The organism is Kitasatospora sp. NPDC001540 (genome assembly GCF_042894345.1).
Classification (GTDB): domain Bacteria; phylum Actinomycetota; class Actinomycetes; order Streptomycetales; family Streptomycetaceae; genus Kitasatospora; species Kitasatospora phosalacinea_C.
This window is the reverse complement of the sequence record NZ_JBIAVO010000056.1, coordinates 1-24,076: the sequence shown is the minus strand read 5'-3', so window position 1 is coordinate 24,076 and position 24,076 is coordinate 1. Positions and strand designations below refer to the sequence as shown.

The window sequence follows — 24,076 nt, the reverse complement described above, 5'->3', positions numbered from 1 at the left end:
AGGGCTCAGTACTCAGCTTTCGGTGCGATGGGACTGCCGGGGCGCCCGGGCGCCCCGCCGTTGGACGGGTTTGCGGTCGCCGGACTCCTCGGCCTCCTGCCGGGCGTCCCAGCGTTCGTACGCATCCACGATGCGGCCGACCAGCTTGTGCCGCACCACGTCGGTGCTGGTCAGCACCGAGAAGTGGATGTCGGGCACGTCGGCGAGGATCTCCTGGACGACCTTGAGGCCGGAGCGGGTGCCGCCCGGCAGGTCGATCTGGCTGGTGTCGCCGGTCACGACCACCCGGGAGTTGAAGCCCAGGCGGGTCAGGAACATCTTCATCTGCTCGGGCGAGGTGTTCTGCGCCTCGTCGAGGATGATGAAGGCGTCGTTCAGGGTGCGGCCGCGCATGTACGCGAGCGGGGCCACCTCGATCGTCCCGGCCGCCATCAGCCGCGGGATCGAGTCGGGGTCCATCATGTCGTGCAGCGCGTCGTAGAGCGGGCGCAGGTACGGGTCGATCTTCTCGTAGAGGGTGCCGGGCAGGAAGCCCAGCCGCTCCCCCGCCTCGACGGCCGGCCGGGTCAGGATGATCCGGTTGACCTCCTTGGCCTGCAGGGCCTGCACGGCCTTGGCCATCGCCAGGTAGGTCTTGCCGGTGCCGGCCGGGCCGAGGCCGAAGACGACGGTGTGCTTGTCGATCGCCTCGACGTAGCGCTGCTGGTTGAGCGTCTTGGGGCGGATGGTGCGGCCCCGGTTGGACAGGATGTTCGCCGTGAACACCTCGGACGGGGCCGGGTGGGCCGGGTCCTCGGCGGCACTCCTGAGCATGGTGATGGAGCGCTCCACGGCGTCCTCCGTCAGGGGTTGGCCGGTGCGCAGCACCAGCATCATCTCGGTGAAGAGCTGCTTGACGAGCGCGACCTCGGCGGGAGAGCCGGTGGCCGTCACCTCGTTTCCGCGGACGTGGATGTCGGCTCCCGGGAAGCCGTCCTCGATCACTCGCAGGAGCGAGTCGGCCGCACCCAGCAGGGTGACCATCGGGTGCTTCTCCGGAATGACGATCCGGGTGCTGGTGGACGCCTCGTCGGGGCGCCGCTGTCCGTCGGTGCGGGTCTGCGGTGTGTCACTCATGGGTCGGCGCTGCGGCCTGCCTCATCCCCATCCGTCGTGTCGTGTGGCTCGGGCTCTCCGGGTCACCAGGGTACGCCGCGCAGGTGTTCGCCGGAGCGGCGCGGCGGCTTCGATGGTGGGGTCTGCCGCCCGGATGCGCGAACGGTTTTCCGCACGTCCGGGCCTGGCGGCGGCCCCGACCGCGTCCCCGGCGGCGGTCGACGGCGTCACGGCGGTCAACGGCGCGGCGGGACGGGGACCCTGGCCAGGTCCTCGGCGACCGTGACCTCGCCGTCGAAGTGCCGGCGGGCCTCCGCGAGGTGTTCGGCGAGGTCGGGGTAGCGCTGGGAGAAGTGCGTGAGCACCAGGGTCCGCACCCCGGCCCGGGCGGCGACCCGCGCGGCCTGGGCGGCGGTCAGGTGGCCGTGCTCCTCGGCGAGCGCGGCGTCCCGGTCGAGGAAGGTCGCCTCGATCACCAGCAGGTCGGCGCCCTCGGCGAGTTCGTCCACCCCGTCGCAGAGCCGGGTGTCCATCACGAAGGCGAAGCGCTGCCCGGGCCGGACCTCCCCGACCTGCTCGGCGGTGACCGTCCGCCCGTCCACCTCGACCCGGCCCTCGCGCTGCAGCACGCCCACGGCGGGCCCGTGCAGGCCGAGTTCGCGCAGCCGGTCGGGGCGCAGCCGCAGGCCGTCGGGTTCGGTCAGCCGGTAGCCGAACGACTCCACCGGGTGGGAGAGTCGCACCGCGGCCAGCGCGAACGGGGCGCCGGGGGCGTCGAGCGGGCCCGGCTCCGCGATCGGGCGCTCCCTGATCTCGGCGGTGGCGTGGTAGGCGCTGGCGTGCCGCAGCCGGTCGAAGAACTCCTGCCCGGACGCCGGGTAGTAGGCGTCCACCGGGTGCGGCACCCGGTCCAGGTTGATCCGCTGGACGATGCCGGGCAGGCCCAGGCAGTGGTCGCCGTGGAAGTGCGTCACCGCGATCCGGCTGATCCCGGTGGCGCTCACCCCCGCGTGCAGCATCTGCCGCTGGGTGCCCTCCCCCGGGTCGAACAGCAGCCCCTCGCCGTCCCAGCGCAGCAGGTACCCGTTGTGGTTGCGGTGCCTGGTCGGCACCTGGCTGGCGGTGCCGAGGACGACGAGTTCACGCTGCGACAACGCTCAGACCAGTCCTTCGGCGAGCGGCTTGCCGCCCAGCACGTGCACGTGCGCGTGGAACACGGTCTGCCCGGCCTCCGCACCGGTGTTGAAGATCAGCCGGTACGCCTCCAGGCCCTCGCCCGCCGCCGCGGCGCCCGCCTCGACGAGCAGCTCGGCCGCGATCTCCGGTTCGGCGGCGGCCAGTTCGGCCGCGTTGGGGTGGTGCACCCGGGGGATCACCAGCAGGTGCACGGGCGCCTGCGGGTTGATGTCCCGGAAGGTCAGCGTCCGCTCGCTCTTCCGTACCACGGTCGCCGGGACGTCCCCCGACACGATCTTGCAGAACACGCAGTCCGCCTGCGGCTCGCCGGCCATCTCCCGCGCTCCTTCCCGAGCGTCCGTCACTGGTGCCACGACCTTACAGCGGTCAGCGCACCACGATCCGGTAGGTCCGGTGTTCGCGGTACTCCTCGTCGAACCGCCCGCAGGACTCCCGGCAGTTGTCGACCGTCAGCTCGGTGGTGCCGCGGCCCACCGCCCGGAACACCAGGTACAGCTCGCCGCCGTTGCCCAGGTAGTGCGGGTTGCCGCGGACCCGGTCGGTGCCGGTGAAGGCCACCACCGCCGGGTCGGGCGCGGGGGCCACCGGTCGGTGCTCGGTGCCCGGCTGCACGGCCAGCTTCCAGTGCAGCGAGAACACCTGGCCGCGGCGGACCGAGATCTCCCGGGCGTCCGAGGGGAAGACCCGGCCGTGGTTGGTCCGCCGCTCCTCCCCCCAGACCGGCGCCACCAGCACCAGCAGCACCGCCGCCCAGGCGGCCCGTCCCCTGGTCACCCGCGGCACCCGCAGCCGTGCGGACCGCACCCACCGCAGCGCACTCACCCGCGGCGCCCCGGGCGGCCGGTGCGGCGCAGTTCGAGGAGCGCGGCGACCGCCTCCAGCCAGTCGGCCACCAGCGCCCCGGCGGCCGGGTCGTCGGCGTCCAGCACCGCGGCGGCCCCGTCCAGCCACTCCCCGGCCAGTTCCGCCGCGCCGGGGCCGACCAGCGGCTCCGGCAGCCCGGCGGCGGCCCGGAGCCCGGCGGCCCGGACCACCTCGGACAGGTAGGAGACGGCGTACGGGGGCACCTCGCACCGTTCGGCCCGCAGCGCGGCGGCCACCGCCCCGTCGGCGAACAGCGCCCGGCGGTGCGGCCCGTCCGCGGGCAGGCCGAAGCGCAGCAGCGCGGGCACGTCCAGGGCGGCGAGTTCGGCGTCGGTCCGGCCGGGCGGGGGCGCGGGGCTGTTCATCGGTGGGCTCGGCTCACTTCGGTAGGCGGACGCTGGTGGCGGTGTTCATCGGGGAGGGCTGGTCGAGGGCGTTGCCCATCCGGTTGTCGACGAAGTCGTCCTCGGTGATCCAGACGGTGTAGCCCCACGGGTTGTAGACCTGGAGCTTGTCGCCGCTGTGCCCGATGATCATCAGTTGGTGGCCCTGGTCGCCGCCGCGGATGGTCACCGGGACGGGCCGCCCCCCGTCCACCGCCTTCTCGACGTCGATCAGCACGTCGCGCCGGGCGTCCTGGCCGCCCAGGTCGACGTTGCGGTACTCGGTGCCGGTGACCGCGCCGACCTCCTGGTTCATCACGTCCCGGGACTGGCCGTCGCTCAGGCCGTCCCGCCCGACCAGCGGCAGGTCCTGGTACCACTCCCGGCTGCCCCGGTAGACCCGGTTCTGCTCGGCGGTCAGCCGCTGGGTGAAGGCGTCCTTGTTGTCGTACCCCGGGTCGCCGGGGTGGCCGCCGGTGGTGAGCTGCAGGGCGTAGACCGGGTCGGCCATCGCCCGCATCGTGACGGTGGAGGCGGCCACGCAGGTCGGGGCGGCGTCGGCCTGCTGCCAGCGGGCGCCGGGCTCGCCGACCGGCCGGAGGTGGGCGGTGCCGGCCGTGGGGGCGGCCGAGTCGAGCCGGACGGGGCTGAGCCGGTCGCCCAGCCAGTGCGGGTCGGCGCCGTGGTCGTGGATCTGCCGGTCGAAGGCGGCGACCTCGTCGACGCCGTGGCCCGCGGCCAGCGCCTTCAGCAGGTAGGCGCGCTCCTGGGGCGAGCGGGAGTCGGCGAGCAGCCGGTCCATCCGCTGCCGGTCGGCGGGGGCGAGGCGGTCGAGGGCCTGGCCCGCGCGGGCGGCGTCCTGCGGGCCGAGGATGCGGTTGAGGTCGCCGAGGGCGGTGGTGGCGGTGAGCGTCAGGCGGTCGGCGGCGCTCAGGCCCCGGGCCCGCAGCCGGGCCGCCTCGGCCCCGGCGGCGAGCCGGTTGAGTTCGGCGGCGGCGCGGTGCCCGGCCTCCTCGGCCTGCTGCGCGGCGTCGAGCATCGCGGCGATGCCCTCCTCGGCGGCGGCCTTGGCCTCGTGCATCCGGTCGTCGTCCCAGGAGGTCGGGTCGGGCAGGCCCTCCCAGGTGGTGAGGTCGGCGAGCAGGTGGGAGGCGTGGAGCAGCGGGTCGCGGGCGGCGGCGTGCCGGGCCCGGGCGTGGTCGAGCGCGTCGCACAGTTCGAGCAGCCGCCGCCCGGCCTGCTGGTGGGCGCGGCCCATCCGGTCCAGGTCGTCCGCCGCGGCCTTGACCACCTCGGCCGCGCTCTCGCCGACCCGTCCGGTCCACGCCTCCGGGAGTTCGGCGGAGCCGATGCCGACCACCGTCAGCCAGACCTCGGAGATCCGGGCGGCGGCGTCGACGCAGGCCCGGCCGAGGGTGTCGAGCGCGTCGGGGCTGCCTGCGGGCCCGGGGAGCCGGACGGCCGCGTCCACGGCGTCCTTCAGGTCGCCCGCGCCCCACATCCCGTGCGCGGCGGCGATGGTGCGGCCGAGCGATTCGACCCGTTCCCGGTGCGTCCTCATCGTCGTGCCGACTCCCCCTCAGCGGTGGCGAGTTGCTTCCCGTGGTGCCCGCTCCCCGGCCGGTGCGGGTGGTTCACCACCGCTGCCGGGTCAGCGCCCCGGCCACCGCGTGGTCGGTGTCGCGGTAGTTGGCGGCGCTGCGCCGCACCTTGTCGGCGAGCTCGTGCAGGGCCTCGACGTCGAGCAGCCGCTCGTCCCGCCAGGCGGCGAAGAAGGCGGCCGCCGCGTCGGCCACGCCGTAGTCGCCGACCCGGGCGGCCGTGAACTCGCCCAGGCACTCCAGCCCGCCGCCCGCCGCCGCCAGGTCGTCCCCGGCCCGGTCGAGCTTCCGGCCGCACTCCTCCAGCACCTCGTGGTCCACGCTGAAATCCGGTGTTCCCAACGCTCCCCCCGCGGTCGTCACTGCGTGCACCCTAGCGGTAACCGCCCGGCGCCGGAAGGACGCCTCGGGAAACCGGGCGCCGTGCGGGCGAACGGTCGTTCGCCGACGCACCTTCCCGGGCGGGCTCAGTCCAGCGGGGGCGGGGTCTTGGCGGGGGTGCGGTCCAGCGCGTCCAGGGCGAGGCGGACGGCGGTCTCCAGCTGCGGGTCGCGCCCGGCCGCCCAGTCGTGCGGGGCGATCGGGACCTCCACGTCGGGGGTGACGCCGCGGTTCTCCAGCTGCCAGCCGTAACCCTCCAGCCAGAAGGAGTACTTGGGCTGGGTGACCAGCGTCCCGTCCACCAGCGCGTACCGGCTGTCGATGCCGATGACGCCGCCCCAGGTGCGGGTGCCCACCACCGGGCCGATGCCGAGCGCCTGGATCGCCGCGTTGACGATGTCGCCGTCCGAGCCGGAGAACTCGTTGGCCAGCGCGACCACCGGGCCGCGCGGGGCGTCGCCGGGGTACGGGTCGGGGTGGGCGAGGTCGCGGCCGTGGTTCCAGCCGACGATCCGGCGGGCCAGCTTCTCGACGATCAGCTGCGAGGTGTGGCCGCCGCGGTTCTCCCGCAGGTCGAGGACGATCCCCTCCAGGGACATCTCGAACCGCAGGTCGCGGTGGAGCTGCGCCCAGCCCGCGCTCTGCATGTCGGGCACGTGCAGGTAGCCGAGCCGCCCGCCGGACAGCTCGCGGACGGCGGCCCGCCGCCCGGCGACCCAGTCGTGGTAGCGCAGCGCCTCCTCGTCGTCGAGCGGCACCACGACGGGGTGGCGCTCGCCGTCCTTGCCGCTGACGGTGAGCTCGACCGGCTGGTCGGCGGTGCCCGCCAGCAGCGGGGCCGGACCGGCCACCGGGTCGACCGGCCGCCCGTTGACCGCCAGGACCGCGTCGCCGGGCCGGACCGCCACGCCGGGCGCGGCCAGCGGCGAGCGGGCCCGCGGGTCGGAGGACTCGCCGGGCAGCACCCGGGCCACCCGCCACACCTCGCCGTCGCGCACCAGGTCCGCCCCCAGCAGGCCCTGCAGCCGGGCCGGCTCGGTGCCGCGGCCGGGCGGCAGCACGTACGCGTGCGAGGTGCCGAGCTCGCCGACCGTCTCCCACAGCAGGTCGACCAGGTCGGAGTGGCTGCCGAGGTGCTCCACCAGCGGCCGGTAGCGCTCCAGCACGCCCGCCCAGTCGACGCCGTTCAGGTCGGCGCGCCAGAAGTTGTCGCGCATCAGGCGGCCGTTCTCGTCGAACATCTGCCGCCACTCGGCGGCCGGGTCGACGGTGACCCGGACCCGGTCCAGACCGACGTCGACCTCGTCGTCCTCCCCGGCCTTCTGGTCGGCGGGCACGATCCGCAGCGAGCCGCCCTCCAGCACCGCCACCCGGGCGCCGTCGCCGCTGACCGCGAACGCGTCGACGCCGGTGAGCAGTTCCTCCGCCCGACGCTTCCCCAGGTCGAACCGCTCCAGCGCGGTGCGGGCCGGCTCCTCGTCCAACGAGGCGGCGCTGTCGCCGAGTTCACCGCCGAACGGGAACCTGGTCCACAGCACCCCGTCCTTCGCCGCGCGCAGCGCCCCGAACCGCCCGGCCTCCACCGGGAACGGCACGATCCGGTCGGCGAGGCCCTCCAGGTCGACCCGGGTGCTCGGCGCCGCGCCGTCCTTCTCGCCGTCCTTGGCGTCCTCCTCCTCGCCGCCCACCGGCCGCCCGCCGCGCTGCGGGCCGAACGGCGACGGGGTGTCGGCGGCCAGCGTCAGCAGGTACGGGCGGGTGCCGCCGGGGAAGGACAGGTCGAAGGCGTGCTGGTCGTACACCGGGTCGAAGGTGCGCACCGAGAGGAACGCCAGGTGCTTGCCGTCCGCGGTGAAGGCGGGCGAGTAGTCGTGGAAGCGCTGCGGGGTGGCCTCGCTGACGGTGCGCGAGGTCAGGTCGGCCAGCATCACCTGCCGCAGCGACCACGGGCCCAGCACCGGCTGCGACCAGGCCAGCCACGCCGAGTCCGGGCTGAACACCAACCCGCTGACCTCGCCGTCCCCGCTGTGCGCCAGCTCGTTGACCGCGCCGTCGCTGAGCGCCACCAGCAGCACCCGGCCGTCGTGCGAGGCCACCGCGAGCTGCCTGCCGTCCGGCGAGACCGCCAGGCCGCGCACCCGGCCGAGCTGCCCGGCCGCCAGCCGCCGCCGCTCCGCGCCCAGCACCGCCGGGGCGAACTCCAGCGCGTCCTCGCCCTCCGCGTCGGTCACCCACACCGCGCCCTGCGCGCCCTGCTCACCGGGCACCACCCGCGCCAGGCGGCCCCGCACCCCCGGCGTCTCGTCCAGCACCCGGGCCGGGCCCTCCCGGTGGGTCACCCAGTGCACCGTACCGCGCACCACCACGGCCGCGGCCCGGCCGGTGCGGTCCGGGGCGGCGGTCTCCACCTGCCCGGCGGCGGGGGTCGGGTGCGGACGGCGCCCGGTGCGGGGCCCGGCCGGACGCACCTCCAGGCGGCGCGGCCCGGCCCCGTCCAGGTCGTCCAGCAGCCACAGCTCGCCCGCGCTCTGCCAGATCACCCGGCGGCCGTCGGTGGACGCCTGCCGGGCGTAGAACCCACCCTCCGCCGACCCGTGCGCCCGCAGGTCCGAACCGTCCGGGAGGCTGGAGTACAGCCGCCCGACGCCCTCGTGGTCGGACAGGAACGCGACCCGGTCCCCGACCCACATCGGGCACTCCAACTGCCCGTCCAGATCGGCGTGCAGCCGCTCGAACTCCGCCGCGCCGATCCACAGCTTCCCGGCCCGGCCGCCCCGGTACCGCTTCCAGTGCGCGGCCTCCCGGTTGTGCGTCCCCAGCAGCACCCGCCCGCCGGCGGCACCCTCCGGCACCGGCTCGAACGCCAGCGCCCCGACCGGCCCGTACGGCAGCCGCGACGGCTCCCCGCCGTCCAGCGGCACCGCGAACGCCCAGGTCCGCCGGATCGTCTCCTGCCCCGCCGCGGTGATCGCCAGCGGCCGCCCGTCCGCGCTCCACCCCACCAGCGCGGTGTACGGGCTCCCCCAGTACGTCAACCGCCGCGCCGCCCCGCCCTCCACCGACCCGACGTGCACCTCCGGCGCCCCGTCCCGGCCCGACGCCCACGCCAACGACCGCCCGTCCGGCGAGAACCGCACCGCCCCCACCGGCGCCCGGTCCGCCGTCACCCGCCAGGCCCGCCCGCCCTCCACGGGCGCCAACCAGACGTCGTCCTCGGCGACGAACGCCACGACGTCGCCGTGCAGGTGGGGGTGGCGCAGGTAGCCGCGCGTAGATTCGGTCATCCCGCCAGCCTAGGACGGGAAGCCCACGATCCGTCAGAAGAAGCCGCGAAAGCCGAAGGGCGAAACCGGGGCCGCGAGGAACTGCGCGGCCAACCGCTGCGAAAGCAGGGGCGCGAGGAACTGCGCGGCCAACCGAGCACCCCCAGCCAGATCGCGACGCAGGAGGGCAACTTGCACTATCCCGCGACCTCGCTGACGTGCCACTCCCGCAGCGCGCAGTTCCCCGCGCCCCTGGCTGCCCCCTGCTTATCCCCAGCGCCCCGTGCGCCCGAGCAGGAGGGCGCCCGCCGCGACCCCCGCCGTGGAGGTGCGCAGGACGGAGGGGCCGAGGCGGTGGGGGGTGGCGCCGGCTTCGGCGAAGGCGGCGATCTCGTCCGGGGAGACCCCGCCCTCGGGCCCGACGACCAGGACGATCTCGCCCCCGGCGGGCAGTTGCGCGGTGGCCAGCGGCAGCGACCCTTCCTCGTGGAGGACGGCCGCGAAGCTCGCCCCCGCGAGCAGCGGCAGCAGTTGCCGGGTGGTGGCGAGCTCCCGGACCTCCGGGAACCGCAGACGCCGCGACTGCTTGCCCGCTTCGCGGGCGGTGGCCCGCCACTTGGCGAGCGCCTTGGCCCCGCGGTCGCCCTTCCACTGGGTGATGCAGCGGGAGGCGGCCCAGGGGACGATCGCGTCGATCCCGGCCTCGGTCATGGTCTCGACGGCGAGTTCGCCGCGGTCGCCCTTGGGGAGGGCCTGGACGACGGTGATCCGGGGTGCGGGTTCGGGTTCGTCGCGGACGGCGGTGACCAGGACGTCGAGGGCGTCCTTGCCGTGCAGGGCGGCGACGGTGCCGTCGGCGCCGCGGCCCCGGCCGTCGGCGAGGGTGAGGGCCTCGCCGGGTTCGAGGCGTTTGACGGCGACGGCGTGGCGGCCCTCGGGCCCGTCGAGCCGGACGGTCGCGCCGGGGGCGGCGCCCGTCAGGTCGTCGACGACGAACACGGGTGCGGTCATCGGTGCAGCGGTCCTCTCGGCAGGGCCCATCGAAAACGGCCGGGAACGGCGGGGGCACGCGGCCCCTCCACCGTTCCCGGCCCCGGGAAACAACAGAGGTCTCACCGACCGTTGAAGGCGTCCTTCAGCCGGGAGAACAGGCCCTGCTGGCCGGGCGCGAACTGCCCGGAGGGACGCTCCTCGCCGCGGAGCATGGCGAGCCGCCGCAGCAGCTCCTCCTGCTCGGGGTCGAGCTTGGTGGGCGTCTGCACCTCGACGTGCACTATCAGGTCGCCCCGGCCGCCGCCGCGCAGGTGGGTGATGCCGCGGCCGTGCAGGGGGATCGACTGGCCGGACTGGGTGCCGGGCCGGATGTCGACCTCCTCCAGGCCGTCGAGGGTCTGCAGCGGCACCTGGGTGCCGAGCGACGCCGCGGTCATCGGGATGGTGACGGTGCAGTGCAGGTCGTCGCCGCGCCGCTGGAAGGTCGGATGGCTGGTCTCGGCGATCTCGACGTACAGGTCGCCGGCGGGGCCGCCGCCGGGGCCGACCTCGCCCTCGCCGGCCAGCTGGATCCGGGTGCCGTTGTCGACGCCGGCCGGGATCTTGACGGTGAGGGTGCGCCGGGCGCGGACCCGGCCGTCGCCCGCGCACTCGGGGCAGGGAGTGGGGACGACGGTGCCGAAGCCCTGGCACTGCGGGCAGGGGCGGGAGGTCATGACCTGGCCCAGGAAGGACCGGGTGACCTGGGAGACCTCGCCCTTGCCGCGGCACATGTCGCAGGTCTGGGCGGAGGTGCCGGGGGCGGCGCCCTCGCCGTTGCAGGTGGTGCAGGTGACGGCGGTGTCGACCTGGAGCTCCTTGGTGGTGCCGAACGCGGCCTCCTCCAGGGTGATCTCCAGCCGGATCATGGCGTCCTGGCCGCGGCGGGTGCGCGAGCGCGGGCCGCGCTGGCCGGTCGCGGCGCCGAAGAAGGCGTCCATGATGTCGGAGAAGCCGAACCCGGCCGCCCCGGCGCCGAACCCGCCCGCGCCGCCGCCGTTGGGCGAGAGCGGGTCCCCGCCGAGGTCGTAGACCTGGCGCTTCTGCGGGTCGGAGAGCACCTCGTAGGCGGCGTTGATCTCCTTGAACCGCTCCTGCGTCTTCGGGTCCGGGTTGACGTCCGGGTGCAGTTCACGGGCGAGGCGCCGGAACGCCTTCTTGATCTCGTCCTGCCCCGCGTCGCGTCGGACGCCGAGTACCGCGTAGTAGTCCGTGGCCACCAAATGCTCCGGTTTGTTCCGCCTCTAGAAGTGCCTGCGACGGCACGCTGGTTGTTGCGCCGTTCCGCTGCGCCTGCGCCGTTCCGTTACGACTCCGCCAGGATCTGGCCGACGTACCGTGCCACCGCTCGCACCGCCCCCATTGTGCCCGGGTAATCCATCCGGGTCGGACCGATCACTCCCAGCTTTGCCACGCTCTGGTCGCCCGAACCGTAACCGACCGAGACGACCGACGTGGAATTGAGCCCCTCGTAGGCGATCTCGTGGCCGATCCGGACCGTCATCGCGGAGTCCGCCGTCTCACCCAGCAGGCGCAACAGCACCACCTGCTCCTCCAGCGCCTCCAGGACCGGCCGGATGGTGAGCGGGAAGTCGTGGCCGAAGCGGGTCAGGTTGGCGGTGCCCGCCAGCATGATCCGCTCCTCGTTCTGTTCGGCCAGCGCCTCGAACAGGACCGCCAGCACGGTGCTGACGGCGGGCCGGTCGGCGGGCTCGAAGCCGGCCGGCAGGTCCTCCAGGACGGTCGGCACCTCGGGCAGCCGACAGCCGCCCGCCATGCCGTTGAGCCTGGCCCGCAGGTCGCCGAGCAGGGCCTCGCCGACCGGGGCCGGGCAGTCGACCATCCGCTGCTCGACCCGGCCGGTGTTGGTGATCAGCACCAGCATCAGCTTGGTCGGGGTGAGCGACACCAGTTCGATGTGCCGCACGGTGGAGCGGGTCAGCGAGGGGTACTGGACGACCGCGACCTGCCGGGTCAGCTGGGCCAGCAGCCGCACCGTCCGGGCGACCACGTCGTCCAGGTCGACCGCGCCCTCCAGGAAGTGCCGGATCGCCCGGCGCTCGGGAGCGGTCATCGGCTTGACCTCGGCGAGCCGGTCGACGAACAGCCGGTAGCCCTTGTCGGTGGGGATCCGGCCCGCGCTGGTGTGCGGCTGGTGGATGTACCCCTCCTCCTCCAGCGCGGCCATGTCGTTGCGGACGGTCGCCGGGGAGACGCCCAGGTTGTGGCGCTCCACCAGGGCCTTGGAGCCGACCGGCTCCTCGGTGCCCACGTAGTCCTGGACGATCGCCCGGAGCACCGCGAGCCGCCGCTCGTCCAGTGGCCGGACGGACGGGCGCGTGTCGATGAGTCGGCCGTCGGGCTTGCTGTCGTCCGGCATGGGCAGGCACCTCCGTCGTCGTCCGTGGTTCCGGTGTCCGGTCCGGGCCTGGCACTCAACTGGGCAGAGTGCCAGAACCGTACCTGCCAGTGTACGGCCCGGGCCTGACGGCAGGAACGGCCCGCCCGCGTGATCCTCGTCCGGTGCGGCCGCGACGCGCCCGGGGCGCGTCCCCTTCCCGCCGATTCCCACCGAATTCCCCCCGTTTCGGATGGTGCCCGGCGGGCCGCCCGGTGGCAGCATCGAAGGCGAGCGGGGCGTCCGGGCGAGCGGCCGGGCCCGGCCCGCACGAGGCAGAGGAGGAGCAGCGATGTCCGCTTCCCAGCACTCCCGGTTCACCCCCGACCGCGGCCTGACCGGCCGGATGGTCACCACCATGTTCCTGATCGGGCTGCTCTACGTGGGCTTCACCGGCCTGCTGATCGTGCTGCTGCGCGGCGCCTGGCCGCTGGTGGTGCTGATCTCGGGCGGCCTGTTCGTCGCCCAGTTCTGGTTCTCCGACAAGATCACCGAGCGGGCGATGGGCGCCCACCGGGTCACCCCCGAGCAGTACCCGCAACTGCACGGCGCGGTGGACCGGCTGTGCGCGCTGGCCGACATGCCCAAGCCGCGGGTCGCGGTCGCCGACAACGACATGCCCAACGCCTTCGCCACCGGCCGCAACCCGCAGAACGCGGTGGTCTGCGTGACCACCGGCCTGCTGCGCCGCCTGGAGCCGGAGGAGCTGGAGGGCGTGCTGGCGCACGAGCTGTCGCACGTCGCGCACCGGGACGTCGCGGTGATGACGGTGGCCGGGTTCCTCGGCGTGCTGGCCGGCGCGATGACCAGGATCGCCCTGTACGGCGGGATGATGGGCGGCGGCAACCGCAACAGCAACGACCAGAACGCGGCGATCGCGATGGTGCTGATCCCGCTGGCCTCGATGGTGGTGTACGCGATCAGCTTCCTGCTGACCAGGCTGCTGTCCCGCTACCGCGAGCTGGCCGCCGACCGGGCCGCCGCCCAGCTGACCGGGCGGCCCGCCGCGCTGGCCTCGGCGCTGACCAAGGTGACCGGGCAGATCGCCGCCATCCCGACCAAGGACCTGCGGCAGGCCCAGCCGTACAACGCCTTCTACTTCGCCCCGGCGCTGAGCGCCAAGGAGACGGCCGCGCGGCTGCTGGCCACCCACCCGTCGCTGGAGCAGCGGCTGGCGCAGCTGCGGAAGGTCTCCGAAGAACTCGGGCGCTGAGCCCGCCCCCAGACACGAGGAGCGCTGCACGTGGGATTCCTGGACGCCCTGTTCGGCCGGAGCAAGCCGGTGAAGCCCGACCTCGACCAGCTGTTCGGCGTCCCGTCGGCGGCGCTGACCCTGCAGGCCGCCAAGGGGTTCACCCCGACCGGCCTCGGCTCGGTGTGCTTCGCCGCGGTCGAGGGCGCCGCCTTCACCGAGGTGCAGCGGCAGGTGCGGGCGCTGCTGGACGCGGACACCGGGCGCGGCGGCGTCCCGGTCGAGGCCTCCCGGGACGCGTACGGGTACTCCTGGCTGCTGGCCCGGCACACCCCCGAGGAACTGCCCGACCTGGTCAACGACCTGCACGCGGTCAACAGCGAGCTGGAGGCGAACGGCTTCGGGCCGCAGCTGCTCTGCTCGCTGGTCGGCTTCCGGGACGCCGAGGGCCGCTCGCTGGCGCTGGTGTACCTGTACAAGCGCGGCACCTTCTACCCGATGTGCAAGGTCGCCGGGCAGGAGAAGCGGAACAACCCGCTGGAGATCGAGGTCTCCGACCTGCTCCGCGACGACCTGCGGATCGAGCCGGACCTGTCGCGCTGGTTCCCGGTCTGGGGCGCGCCGGGCATCGAGGACTGAGCCCGCGACTCACCCGGGCCCCACCCGCCCGGGCCCTCACCCGGCGAGGGCGCTCCGGTAGGCGGCCACGGCCGCGCCGGCGGCCCGCAGCAGGTCCGGGGACTCCTGCTCGCTGACCACCTCCTGGATGATCAGCAGCACGTCGTCGCCGACGGGCAGCACCACGGTCCGGTCGACCCAGGTGAGGCCGAGGTGGTCGGAGCGGTCGGCCGTGCGCAGCAGCAGGCCCCCGCCGAGCGGGCCGACGTCGAGCGGTTCGGCGGTGACGGTCCGCTCCGTCCTGTCGCTCCCGTCGCCCCTGGCGACGGGCCCGGCGCAGCGCAGGGCGGCGGCCCTCAGTTCGGCGATCACCCGGGCGGCCCGGCCGGGCGGGTAGCGGTCCAGCGACTCCTGGCCGAACCAGCCCAGGTCCTCCACGTCGTCCTCGGCCGGGGAGCGCTGCAGCCCCACCGCGACGTCCTCCAGCGGCGGGGCGTGCCTGGTCACGAAGGCGCTGACCCCGATGTCGTCGCAGGGCATCGACGCCAGCGGTTCCGGGCTCGGACGGGTCGGGCCGCCGGGCGCCCGGGTGGTCGTCGACTCCACCTCGTTGGTGTTCAGCGTGAAGCCGACCGGCAGCCGCAGCTTGGTCAGCAGCCCGTCCCGCAGCACCTGCGGCGCCCGCCCGCCGACCCCGCCACCGCCCGTCCCGCCACTGGCCGTCCCGCCACTGGCCGTCCCACCGGTGGCCGCGTCGGTGGCTGCCGCGTCACCGGCCTTCCGGGCGGCACCGCTCCCGTCGCCGCCCTCCGAGCAGCCGACGGCCGCGCCCAGCACCACCGCGACGGCCGCCGCCGCCCACCACCATCGCCGTCCGTACACCCGTTCCCCCTCCGCCCGCCGCCCGCCGCGACTGCCGGAAAATATCCCACGCCGCCGACCGGGCGGGGACCTAGGGTGGTCGATCGTGATCGACTGGAGCGCCCTCCCCGACCGCGACCCCTCCGAGGCCGAGCTGTCCGCCGTCAGCGCGGCGCTGCGCTCGCCCGATCCGGTGGAGCGCGACGAACGGGCCTACCCGCGGCTGGTCGGCTGGGTGCCCGGGCTGTCCGAGGAGCGCCGGCTGGCCCTCGGCGACGCGATGGCGGACCGCTTCGCGGACCCGGAGGTCCAGGCCCGGACGTTCGCCCCGCTGGTGCTGGCCGCCGTGGTGCGGGGCGGCACGCCGCGCCCCGGGTGGCTGGAGGCGTTCGCCCGCTGGTACCCGGCCGAGACCGACCTGCGCGGCCACCACCCCGAGCTGGGCTGGCTGCACGCCGTCGCGCACGGCGCCGACCTGCTGGCCGCGTTCGGGCAGCGGCCGGAGGTCGACCCCGAGCCGCTGACGGTGCTGGGCTCGGCCCGGTTGCTGGCCCCGACCGACCACGTCTTCGACGCGATGGAGGACGACCGCCTCGGCCACGCGCTCGCCCTGACCCTGACCCGGCCGGAGCTGACGGAGCGCCAGGCGGTCGGCTGGCTGGACGCGGTGGAGGAGGCGTTCGCCGCGGGGGAACCGGGGCCGGTGCCCGCCGAGGTCTCCAACACCCTGCGCACCCTGCGGGTGGTGCACCTGCTGGCGCTGCGCGGCGTGCGCTCGCGCTGGGGCGCGCCGGAGGTGCGGGCGCTGCCGTACGGCGCGGCGGTCGCCGGGCGGATCGCCGCGGTGCTGGCGGTGGCGGCGCCGTACGCGGGCTGAACCGGGCCGACCCGAGCCGAGCCGGACTGACGGGCCGTCCCCTTCCGTAGACTGCCGCCCATGCGGAGCAGGGAGTACGGGCCGGATCTGACCCCGCCGTGGAAGCGGCAGCAGCCCGCGCCCGAGGTGGCGGCGGAGCGGGACCTGGTGGTGGAGGAGGCGGCGACCGGGTTCTGCGGGGCGGTGGTGCGCTGCGAGCGGACGGCCGAGGGGTTCACCGTCACCTTGGAGGACCGTTTCGGCAAGCACCGGGTGTTCCCGCTGGTGCCGCGCGGATTCCTGCTGGAGGGGCGGGTGGTGACGCTGGTGCGTCCCGCCGCGGCGGCTCCGGCCCCGCCGCGCGGGCCGGGGCGGACGGCGTCCGGTTCGGTCGCGGTGCCGGGGGCGCGGGCCCGGGTGGCCCGCGAGTCGCGGATCTACGTCGAGGGGCGGCACGACGCCGAGCTGGTCGAACGGGTCTGGGGCGACGACCTGCGGATCGAGGGCGTGGTGGTGGAGTACCTGGAGGGCGTGGACGACCTGCCCGCCATCGTCGAGGCCTTCGCGCCCGGCCCCGGCCGCCGGCTGGGCGTGCTGGTCGACCACCTGCTGCCCGGCACCAAGGAGCACCGGATCGCCGAGCGGGTGACCGGCGACCACGTGCTGGTCGTCGGCCACCCGTACGTGGACGTCTGGCAGGCGGTCAAGCCCGCCGCCCTGGGCATCGCCGCCTGGCCCGAGGTGCCGCGCGGCGAGGTGTGGAAGGAGGGCGTCTGCCGCCGCCTGGGCTGGCCGGTGGACACCCCCGCGGCCTGGAAGCGGATCCTGGCCGCGGTCGACGGCTGGAAGGACCTGGAGCCCGAACTGCTCGGCCGCGTCGAGGAGTTGATCGACTTCGTCACCCTGCCCGGCGGGGGCGGCGCCTGACCTGGCGGGGCCGGGCCGGGGCGCCTCTCGGACCCGTTCAGTCGACCAGGTCGCGGACCACCCCGTCCGCCAGCAGCCGCCCGCGCAGGGTCAGCGCGGCCCGGCCCGCCGCGTACGGCACGGGCTCCAGCAGGCCGTCGGCGAGGGCCCGGTCGGCGGCGGCGCGGCCGTCGGCGGTGAGCAGGTCGAGCGGGCAGCCCTCGGCCAGGCGCAGTTCCAGCAGGATGCGCTCGACCCGGCGGTCCTCGTCGGCCAGCACCTCGCGGCCGAGCGCGGGGGTGCGGCCCTCGGCCAGCGCCTGGGCGTACGCGGCGGGGTGCTTGGCGTTCCACCAGCGGACGCCGCCGACGTGGCTGTGCGCGCCCGGTCCGGCGCCCCACCAGTCGGCTCCGGTCCAGTACAGCTCGTTGTGGCGGCAGCGGCCCGCGGGGGTGGTGGCCCAGTTGGAGACCTCGTACCAGTGGTACCCGGCGGCGGCGAGCGCCGTCTCGGCCATCAGGTAGCGGTCGGCGTGCACGTCGTCGTCGATCATCGGGAGTTCGCCGCGCTTGACCCGGGCGGCGAGCCGGGTGCCGTCCTCGACGATCAGCGAGTAGGCGGAGACGTGGTCGGGCCCGGCGCCGATCGCCGCGTCCAGCGAGGCCTGCCAGTCCCGGTCGCTCTCGCCGGGGGTGCCGTAGATCAGGTCGAGGTTGACGTGCTCGAAGCCGGCCGCGCGGGCCTCGGCGACGCAGGCCTCGGGGCGGCCGGGGGTGTGGTGGCGGTCGAGCAGGGCGAGCACGTGCGGGCGGGCGCTCTGCATGCCGAAGGAGACCCGGTTGTAGCCGCCCTCGCGCAGTTCGGCCAGGTACGCCGGGTCGACGGACTCCGGGTTGGCCTCGGTGGTGACCTCGGCGCCGGGGGCGAGCCCGAACTCCTCGCGCAGCGCGGCCAGCATCCGCACCAGGTCGCGGGCGGGCAGCAGGGTCGGGGTGCCGCCGCCGAGGAAGACCGTCTCGACCGGCAGGTCGACCTCTCCGAGGACGCGGCGGGCCTGCCGGATCTCGGCGATGACGTTGTCCGCGTACGTCTCCTGCGAGGCGACCGCGCCGGAGGAACGCAGCTCGGTGGCGGTGTAGGTGTTGAAGTCGCAGTAGCCGCAGCGGCTGGCGCAGTACGGCACGTGCAGGTAGAAGCCGAACGGCCGCCCGCCGAGTCCGTGCAGGGCGTGGGCGGGCAGCGAGCCGTCGGACGGCACCGGTTCGCCGTCGGGGAGTGCGGAGGGCATGCCCCCCATTGTCCGGTAGCGGCCGGCGAAACCCGAAGGGGGTCCGCAGGCCGTACCGGACGGACGGGGCTCAGGCCTCGTTGGTGCCCGCGTACATCGCGCCGACCGCGTCCGCGTACGTCCGCTCGACCACCGGGCGCTTGATCTTGAGGCTCGGGGTGAGCTCGCCGTGCTCGATGTCCAGGTCGCGCGGGAGCAGCGTGAACTTCTTGATCGTCTGCCAGCGCTGCAGCTCGCCGTTGAGGCGCCGGACGAAGCCGTCGATCAGCTCGACGGTGGCCGGGTCGGCGACCACCTCGGCGTACGACTTGCCGGCCAGGCCGTGCTCGGCGGCCCACGGCATGATCACCGCCTCGTCCAGGCCGATCAGCGCGGTGCAGTAGTTGCGGCCGTTGCCGATCACCAGGACGTTGCTGACGAACGGGCAGATCGCCTTGAACTTGCCCTCCACCTCGCTGGGCGCGACGTACTTGCCGCCGGAGGTCTTGAACATGTCCTTCTTGCGGTCGGTGATCCGCAGGTAGCCGCCCTCGCCGAGCTCGCCGATGTCGCCGGTGTGGAACCAGCCGTCCGGCTCCAGCACCTCGGCGGTCTGCTCGGGCATCTCGTGGTAGCCGCGCATGATGCCCGGGCCGCGCAGCAGGATCTCGCCGTCCTCGCCGATCCGCACCTCGGTGCCGGGCAGCGGCAGGCCGACGGTGCCGACCCGGAAGTCCTCGGCCCGGTTGACCGTGGAGCCGGCCGAGGTCTCGGTCAGGCCGTAGCCCTCCAGCACCGGGACGCCCGCGCCCTTGAAGAAGTAGCCGATCTCCGGGGCCAGCGCCGCGCTGCCCGAGACCGCGCCGCGCAGCCGACCGCCGAACGCGGCCCGGATCTTGGTGTACACCAGCTTGTCGGCCAGCGCGTGCTGCAGCCGCAGGCCCAGCGGGGCGCTCTCCCGCCCGGTGGCGACCTGCGCGGCCTGGACGGTCTGCGCGTAGGAGCGGGCCACCCGGGCCGCCCACATGAAGATCTTGTACTTGGCGCCGCCCTCGGCCCGGGCCTTGCTCGCGATGCCGTTGTAGACCTTCTCGAAGATCCGCGGCGCGGAGGCCATCAGGGTCGGGCGGATCACCGGCAGGTTGTGGATGATCCGGTCCACCCGGCCGTCCACCGCCATCACGTGGCCGGTGGCGATCTGGCCGGAGATCAGCGTCTTGCCGAACACGTGCGACAGCGGCAGCCACATGAACTGCACGTCGTCCGCCCGCAGCAGCCCGCTCTCCTCCTGCGCCACCGCCTCGTACGACCAGCAGTCGTGCACCAGGCGCACGCCCTTGGGGCGGCCGGTGGTGCCGGAGGTGTAGATCAGGGTGGCGAGCTGCTCCTTGTCGAGCGAGTCGACGGCCTTCTCCACCGCGTCCGGGTGCTCGGCCAGGTACGCGGCGCCGCGCTCCTCCAGCTCGGCCAGGGTCAGCACGGTCAGGCCCTCGACCTGCGGCGGCTCGCCGTCCGGGGCGTCGAACAGGATCACCCACTCCAGCGCGGGCAGGGCGTCCTTCTGCTCGGCGGCCTTGCGCAGCTGGCCCTCGTTCTCGGCGAACAGGGCGCGGCTGCCGGAGTTGGCCAGGATGAACGCGGTCTCGTCGGCGTTGGTGCTCGGGTAGACGGTGGTGGTGGCCGCGCCCGCGCACATGTTGCCCAGGTCGGCGAGGATCCACTCGATCCGGGTGGCGGAGGCGATCGCGACCCGGTCCTCGGCCCGGACGCCCAGCGCCGTCAGCCCGGCCGCCACCGCGGAGATCCGCCGGAACGCCTGCGCCCAGGTCAGCGAGCGCCACTGCTCGGCGCCGGGCGCGCTGTCCGCGGCCTGCTCGTCGACCGGAACCGGGTACCGGTAGGCCTCACCGTTCGGAGTGGCCTTTACCCTGCTGAGCAACAGGTGCGCCACGGACGGCGGGCGCCGCTCGATCATGGACTGCGCGGAACTCAACGAGGACCTCCGGGGGCGGGTGGACCGAGAGTGGGCGGACGCCGGCCGTGGGGGCGGCCGGCCACCGACTTAACCGGTGAGTAACAAGAGGGCAGCAGCAGCCTAGGGGGTGGACAGCCGATCCGTAAGGGGGTGACGTGAGCTGGCACACCCCCAGGTCGGCAGTGCAGTGGCCGTTCGAACGTGAAGCTTTCCCACAAGTACCCGAAATCGGGATGCGCGCATCCCCTCCGCAGACGAGAGTGTCACGGTGCTTTTCAGACTCCTACGGGCCCACCTGGGGCCCTACACCCGGGACATCACCCTGCTGGTGCTGCTGCAGCTGGTGTCCACCCTCGGCATGCTCTACCTGCCGACGCTGAACGCGGACATCATCGACGACGGCGTGCTCAAGGGCGACACCACCTACATCCTGCGCGTCGGCGCGGTCATGGTCGGCGTGTCGCTGGCCCAGGCCGTCTGCTCGATCGGCGCGGTCCACTACGGCGCGCGCACCGCCATGGCCATCGGCCGGGACATCCGCGGCGCGGTGTTCTCCCGGGTCCAGGACTTCTCCGCCCGCGAGCTCAACCAGTTCGGCGCGCCCTCGCTGATCACCCGCACCACCAACGACGTCCAGCAGGTCCAGATGCTGGCCCTGCTGACCTTCACCCTGATGGTCGCCGCGCCGATCATGTGCGTCGGCGGCATCGTGATGGCGCTCAACCAGGACGTTCCGCTCTCCGGCCTGCTGCTCGCCGTGGTGCCCGCGCTGGGCGCGGTGGTCACCGTGCTGGTCGCCAGGATGCGGCCGCAGTTCCGCGGCATGCAGACCCGGATCGACGCGGTCAACCGGATCATGCGCGAGCAGATCACCGGCATCCGGGTCATCCGGGCCTTCGTCAAGGACGACCACGAGAAGGCCCGCTTCACCGGCGCCAACGGCGAGCTCGCCGACTACGCGCTGCGGGTCGGCCGGCTGATGTCGCTGATGTTCCCGGTCGTGATGGGCGTCGTGAACATCTCCAGCGTCGCCGTGTTCTGGTCCGGCGCGCACCGCATCGAGAGCGGCGGCATGCAGATCGGCGCGCTCACCGCGTTCCTCTCCTACCTGATGCAGATCCTGATGAGCGTCATGATGGCCACCTTCATGTTCATGATGGTGCCGCGCGCCGAGGTCTGCGCCGAGCGCATCCAGGAGGTGCTGGACACCGAGTCCAGCGTCGTGCCCCCGCTGCGCCCGGTCACCGAACTGCACGCCCGCGGCACCCTGGAGCTGCGCGGCGTCGACTTCCGCTACCCCGGCGCCGAGGCCCCGGTGCTGCGCGGCGTCGACCTGACCGCCCGGCCCGGCCGGACCACCGCCGTCATCGGCTCCACCGGCTCCGGCAAGACCACCCTGCTCGGCCTCGTCCCCCGGCTGTTCGACGCGACCGGCGGCGAGGTGCTGATCGACGGCGTTGACGTGCGCGAGCTCGACCCGGTCAAGCTCTCCGAGATCATCGGGCTCGTCCCGCAGAAGCCGTACCTGTTCTCCGGAACCGTCGCCTCCAACCTGCGCTACGGCAAGCCCGAGGCCACCGACGAGGAGCTCTGGCAGGCCCTGGAGACCGCCCAGGCCGCGGAGTTCGTGCGGAAGCTCCCCGAGGGGCTGAACGCCCCGATCGCCCAGGGCGGCACCAACGTCTCCGGCGGTCAGCGCCAGCGCCTGGCGATCGCCCGCGCGCTGGTCCGCAAGCCCGAGATCTACCTGTTCGACGACTCCTTCTCCGCCCTCGACTACGCCACCGACGCCCGGCTGCGCGCCGCGCTCGCCCGGGAGACCGGGGACGCCACCGTGGTGATCGTCGCCCAGCGGGTCTCCACCATCCGCGACGCCGACCGGATCGTCGTGCTGGACGAGGGCGCCGTGGTCGGCGCCGGCACCCACCAGGAACTCATGGCCGACAACCCGACGTACCGGGAGATCGTGCTCTCCCAGCTCACCGAGCAGGAGGCGGCGTGACCGGCCCCGAGAACCCCGACAAGCCCGACCTCGCCAAGTCCGGGACGGCCGAGGCGCCCGGGACGACCGAGGCGCCCGCCGCCCCCGCCGTCTCCGGTTCGCAGGAGGCCGCGGCCCGGCGCGGCGGCGGCGGTCCGGGCCGGTTCATGGGCGCGCAGGGCGCCGAGAAGTCCAAGGACTTCGGCGGCTCCGCGAAGCGCCTGCTCGGCCTGCTCGGCCCCGAGCGCAAGCTGCTGTTCACCGTGCTCGGCTTCGGCGTGCTCGCCATCGGCTGCCAGGTGGTCGGTCCCCGGGTGCTCGGCAAGGCGACCGACCTGATCGTGGCCGGCTGGACGGGCATGCAGTCCAAGGGCGCCCCCAGCAAGCAGGCCGCCGTCGAAGCCGTCCGTGCCAAGAACGGCGACCACGCCGCCGACCTGCTCTCCACCATCGACTTCACGCCCGGCCAGGGCATGGACTTCCACGCCATCGGCACCGTCCTGCTCTGGGTGCTCGGCATCTACCTGGCCGCGATCGTGTTCGGCGTGTTCCAGGGCCGACTGGCCGCGCTGGCGATCAACCGGACGGTGTTCCGGCTGCGCGAGGAGGTCGAGGCGAAGCTGTCCCGGCTGCCGCTCAGCTACTTCGACCGCCAGTCGCGCGGCGAGGTGCTCAGCCGGGTCACCAACGACATCGACAACATCAACCAGTCCATGCAGCAGACCATGGGCCAGGTGGTGAACTCGCTGCTCACCATCGTCGGCGTGCTGGCGATGATGTTCTGGATCTCCCCGCTGCTGGCCGTGATCGCGCTGGTCTCGGTGCCGGTCTCGGTGGTCGTCGCCACCAAGGTCGGCAAGCGCGCCCAGCCGCAGTTCATCAAGCAGTGGGGCTCCACCGGCAAGCTGAACGCGCACATCGAGGAGATGTTCACCGGGCACAGCCTGGTGAAGGTCTTCGGCCGTCAGAAGGAGGCCGCCGAGCTCTTCGAGAAGGAGAACCAGGCGCTCTACGAGGCGTCCTTCAAGGCGCAGTTCATCTCGGGCATCATCCAGCCCGCGATGATGCTGGTCGGCAACATCAACTACGTGCTGGTCGCGGTGGTCGGCGGCCTGCGGGTGGCCTCCGGCGCGCTGTCGATCGGCGACGTGCAGGCGTTCATCCAGTACTCCCGGCAGTTCAGCCAGCCGCTCAGCCAGGTCGCCTCGATGGCCAACCTGGTGCAGTCCGGCGTGGCCTCCGCCGAGCGGGTCTTCGAACTGCTGGACGCCGAGGAGCAGTCCCCCGAGCCGCAGTTCCCCGAGCGTCCCGCCGAGCTCCACGGCCGGGTCGCGTTCGAGGACGTCTCCTTCCGCTACGACCCCGACAAGCCGCTCATCGAGGGCCTGTCCCTGAAGGTCGAGCCGGGCCACACGGTGGCCATCGTCGGCCCGACCGGCGCGGGCAAGACCACCATGGTCAACCTGCTGATGCGCTTCTACGAGGTCAGCGGCGGCCGGATCACCCTGGACGGCGTGGACATCGCCGCGATGTCCCGCGAGGAACTGCGCTCCGGCATCGGCATGGTGCTCCAGGACACCTGGCTGTTCGGCGGCACCATCGCCGAGAACATCGCGTACGGCGCCGAGAACGCCACCCGCGAGCAGGTCGTCGCGGCGGCGAGGGCCGCGCACGTCGACCGCTTCGTCCGGACCCTGCCCGAGGGCTACGACACCGTCCTGGACGACGAGGGCACCGGCGTCAGCGCGGGCGAGAAGCAGTTGATCACCATCGCCCGGGCCTTCCTGGCCCAGCCCTCGATCCTGGTCCTCGACGAGGCCACCAGCTCCGTCGACACCCGCACCGAGGTGCTGATCCAGCGCGCGATGGCCGAACTGCGCACCGGCCGCACCAGCTTCGTGATCGCGCACCGCCTCTCCACCATCCGGGACGCCGACGTGATCCTGGTGATGGAGAACGGCTCGATCGTCGAGCAGGGCGACCACGACGAACTGATCGCCGCGGACGGTGCCTACGCCCGCCTGTACCGGGCCCAGTTCGCCGAGGCGGTGGCCGAGGTCAACTGACCGCCGCCCCGCCCGCCGCGGGGGGGGGGGGGGGGGGGGGGGGGGGGGGGGCCCCCCCCCCGGGGGGGGGGGGGGGGGGGGGGGGGGGGGGGGGGGGGGGGGGGGGCGGGGCGGCGCCCCCCCCCCCCGCCGCGGCCGGG

Annotated in this window: 20 protein-coding genes; 6 read left to right on the top strand and 14 right to left on the bottom strand. The window is 74.1% G+C overall.

The window, feature by feature from the left end; genetic code table 11:
• Positions 1-12: 12 nt before the first annotated feature.
• The 11 genes from ACFY00_RS36250 to hrcA all read right to left on the bottom strand — a co-directional run bounded on the left by ACFY00_RS36250 (position 13) and on the right by hrcA (position 12,196).
• The gene (locus ACFY00_RS36250; RefSeq protein ID WP_388038059.1) at positions 13-1,023 is read right to left on the bottom strand and encodes a PhoH family protein; all 1,011 of its coding nucleotides are present in this window, start codon (positions 1,021-1,023) and stop codon (positions 13-15) included.
• 308 nt (positions 1,024-1,331) lie between these two features.
• Entirely contained in the window at positions 1,332-2,249 is a 918-nt protein-coding gene (locus tag ACFY00_RS36245) for a ribonuclease Z (RefSeq protein ID WP_388038012.1), read from the bottom strand.
• Positions 2,250-2,252: 3 nt separating this feature from the next.
• Entirely contained in the window at positions 2,253-2,606 is a 354-nt protein-coding gene (locus ACFY00_RS36240) for an HIT domain-containing protein (RefSeq protein WP_388038009.1), read from the bottom strand.
• Positions 2,607-2,658: 52 nt separating this feature from the next.
• Positions 2,659-3,066 (bottom strand): hypothetical protein, encoded by a 408-nt coding sequence (locus tag ACFY00_RS36235; protein ID WP_388038006.1) that lies wholly within the window; start codon positions 3,064-3,066, stop codon positions 2,659-2,661.
• A 44-nt stretch (positions 3,067-3,110) separates the two neighbouring features.
• Entirely contained in the window at positions 3,111-3,521 is a 411-nt protein-coding gene (locus ACFY00_RS36230) for a hypothetical protein (RefSeq protein WP_388038003.1), read from the bottom strand.
• 13 nt (positions 3,522-3,534) lie between these two features.
• A complete protein-coding gene (locus ACFY00_RS36225; RefSeq protein WP_388038000.1) occupies positions 3,535-5,100 on the bottom strand; it encodes a hypothetical protein in 1,566 nt (521 codons plus the stop codon).
• A 73-nt stretch (positions 5,101-5,173) separates the two neighbouring features.
• Positions 5,174-5,461 carry a hypothetical protein gene (locus ACFY00_RS36220; RefSeq protein WP_388037998.1) on the bottom strand — a complete coding sequence of 96 codons (288 nt, stop codon included), beginning with the start codon at positions 5,459-5,461 and terminating at the stop codon, positions 5,174-5,176.
• Positions 5,462-5,607: 146 nt separating this feature from the next.
• The gene (locus ACFY00_RS36215; RefSeq protein ID WP_388037995.1) at positions 5,608-8,805 is read right to left on the bottom strand and encodes a PDZ domain-containing protein; all 3,198 of its coding nucleotides are present in this window, start codon (positions 8,803-8,805) and stop codon (positions 5,608-5,610) included.
• Between the two features lie 246 nt (positions 8,806-9,051).
• Positions 9,052-9,795: a 16S rRNA (uracil(1498)-N(3))-methyltransferase gene (locus tag ACFY00_RS36210; RefSeq protein WP_388037992.1), complete on the bottom strand. Its 744-nt coding sequence runs from the start codon at positions 9,793-9,795 to the stop codon at positions 9,052-9,054.
• A 101-nt stretch (positions 9,796-9,896) separates the two neighbouring features.
• Positions 9,897-11,036, bottom strand: a complete 1,140-nt coding sequence (dnaJ, locus tag ACFY00_RS36205) for a molecular chaperone DnaJ (RefSeq protein ID WP_030458639.1) — start codon at positions 11,034-11,036, stop codon at positions 9,897-9,899.
• A gap of 86 nt (positions 11,037-11,122) precedes the next feature.
• Positions 11,123-12,196 (bottom strand): heat-inducible transcriptional repressor HrcA, encoded by a 1,074-nt coding sequence (gene hrcA, locus ACFY00_RS36200; RefSeq protein ID WP_388037989.1) that lies wholly within the window; start codon positions 12,194-12,196, stop codon positions 11,123-11,125.
• 310 nt (positions 12,197-12,506) lie between these two features.
• Here hrcA and htpX point away from each other — a divergent pair, with 310 nt between their 5' ends.
• Both htpX and ACFY00_RS36190 read left to right on the top strand, forming a co-directional pair.
• Positions 12,507-13,427: a zinc metalloprotease HtpX gene (htpX, locus tag ACFY00_RS36195; RefSeq protein WP_388037986.1), complete on the top strand. Its 921-nt coding sequence runs from the start codon at positions 12,507-12,509 to the stop codon at positions 13,425-13,427.
• 30 nt (positions 13,428-13,457) lie between these two features.
• Entirely contained in the window at positions 13,458-14,045 is a 588-nt protein-coding gene (locus ACFY00_RS36190; RefSeq protein WP_388037984.1) for a hypothetical protein, read from the top strand.
• A gap of 36 nt (positions 14,046-14,081) precedes the next feature.
• On the opposite strand, the gene ACFY00_RS36185 is transcribed toward ACFY00_RS36190, so the two are convergent.
• Entirely contained in the window at positions 14,082-14,906 is an 825-nt protein-coding gene (locus tag ACFY00_RS36185; protein ID WP_388037981.1) for a hypothetical protein, read from the bottom strand.
• Positions 14,907-14,991: 85 nt separating this feature from the next.
• On the opposite strand from ACFY00_RS36185, the gene ACFY00_RS36180 reads away from it, so the two are divergent.
• Complete coding sequence (locus ACFY00_RS36180; RefSeq protein ID WP_388037978.1) at positions 14,992-15,762, top strand: DUF2785 domain-containing protein; 771 nt, start codon at positions 14,992-14,994, stop codon at positions 15,760-15,762.
• A gap of 60 nt (positions 15,763-15,822) precedes the next feature.
• Positions 15,823-16,668, top strand: coding sequence for a DUF3097 domain-containing protein (locus ACFY00_RS36175; protein WP_388037975.1), 846 nt, complete (start codon positions 15,823-15,825; stop codon positions 16,666-16,668).
• 37 nt (positions 16,669-16,705) lie between these two features.
• Here ACFY00_RS36175 and hemW read toward each other — a convergent pair whose 3' ends face one another.
• Together hemW and ACFY00_RS36165 are read right to left on the bottom strand one after the other, a co-directional pair.
• Complete coding sequence (hemW, locus tag ACFY00_RS36170) at positions 16,706-17,935, bottom strand: radical SAM family heme chaperone HemW (RefSeq protein ID WP_388037972.1); 1,230 nt, start codon at positions 17,933-17,935, stop codon at positions 16,706-16,708.
• A gap of 70 nt (positions 17,936-18,005) precedes the next feature.
• Positions 18,006-19,907: an AMP-dependent synthetase/ligase gene (locus ACFY00_RS36165; RefSeq protein WP_388037969.1), complete on the bottom strand. Its 1,902-nt coding sequence runs from the start codon at positions 19,905-19,907 to the stop codon at positions 18,006-18,008.
• 250 nt (positions 19,908-20,157) lie between these two features.
• Here ACFY00_RS36165 and ACFY00_RS36160 point away from each other — a divergent pair, with 250 nt between their 5' ends.
• Positions 20,158-21,891 carry an ABC transporter ATP-binding protein gene (locus tag ACFY00_RS36160; protein ID WP_388037966.1) on the top strand — a complete coding sequence of 578 codons (1,734 nt, stop codon included), beginning with the start codon at positions 20,158-20,160 and terminating at the stop codon, positions 21,889-21,891.
• Positions 21,892-22,037: 146 nt separating this feature from the next.
• Positions 22,038-23,936: an ABC transporter ATP-binding protein gene (locus ACFY00_RS36155; protein WP_388038056.1), complete on the top strand. Its 1,899-nt coding sequence runs from the start codon at positions 22,038-22,040 to the stop codon at positions 23,934-23,936.
• Positions 23,937-24,076 lie beyond the last annotated feature (140 nt).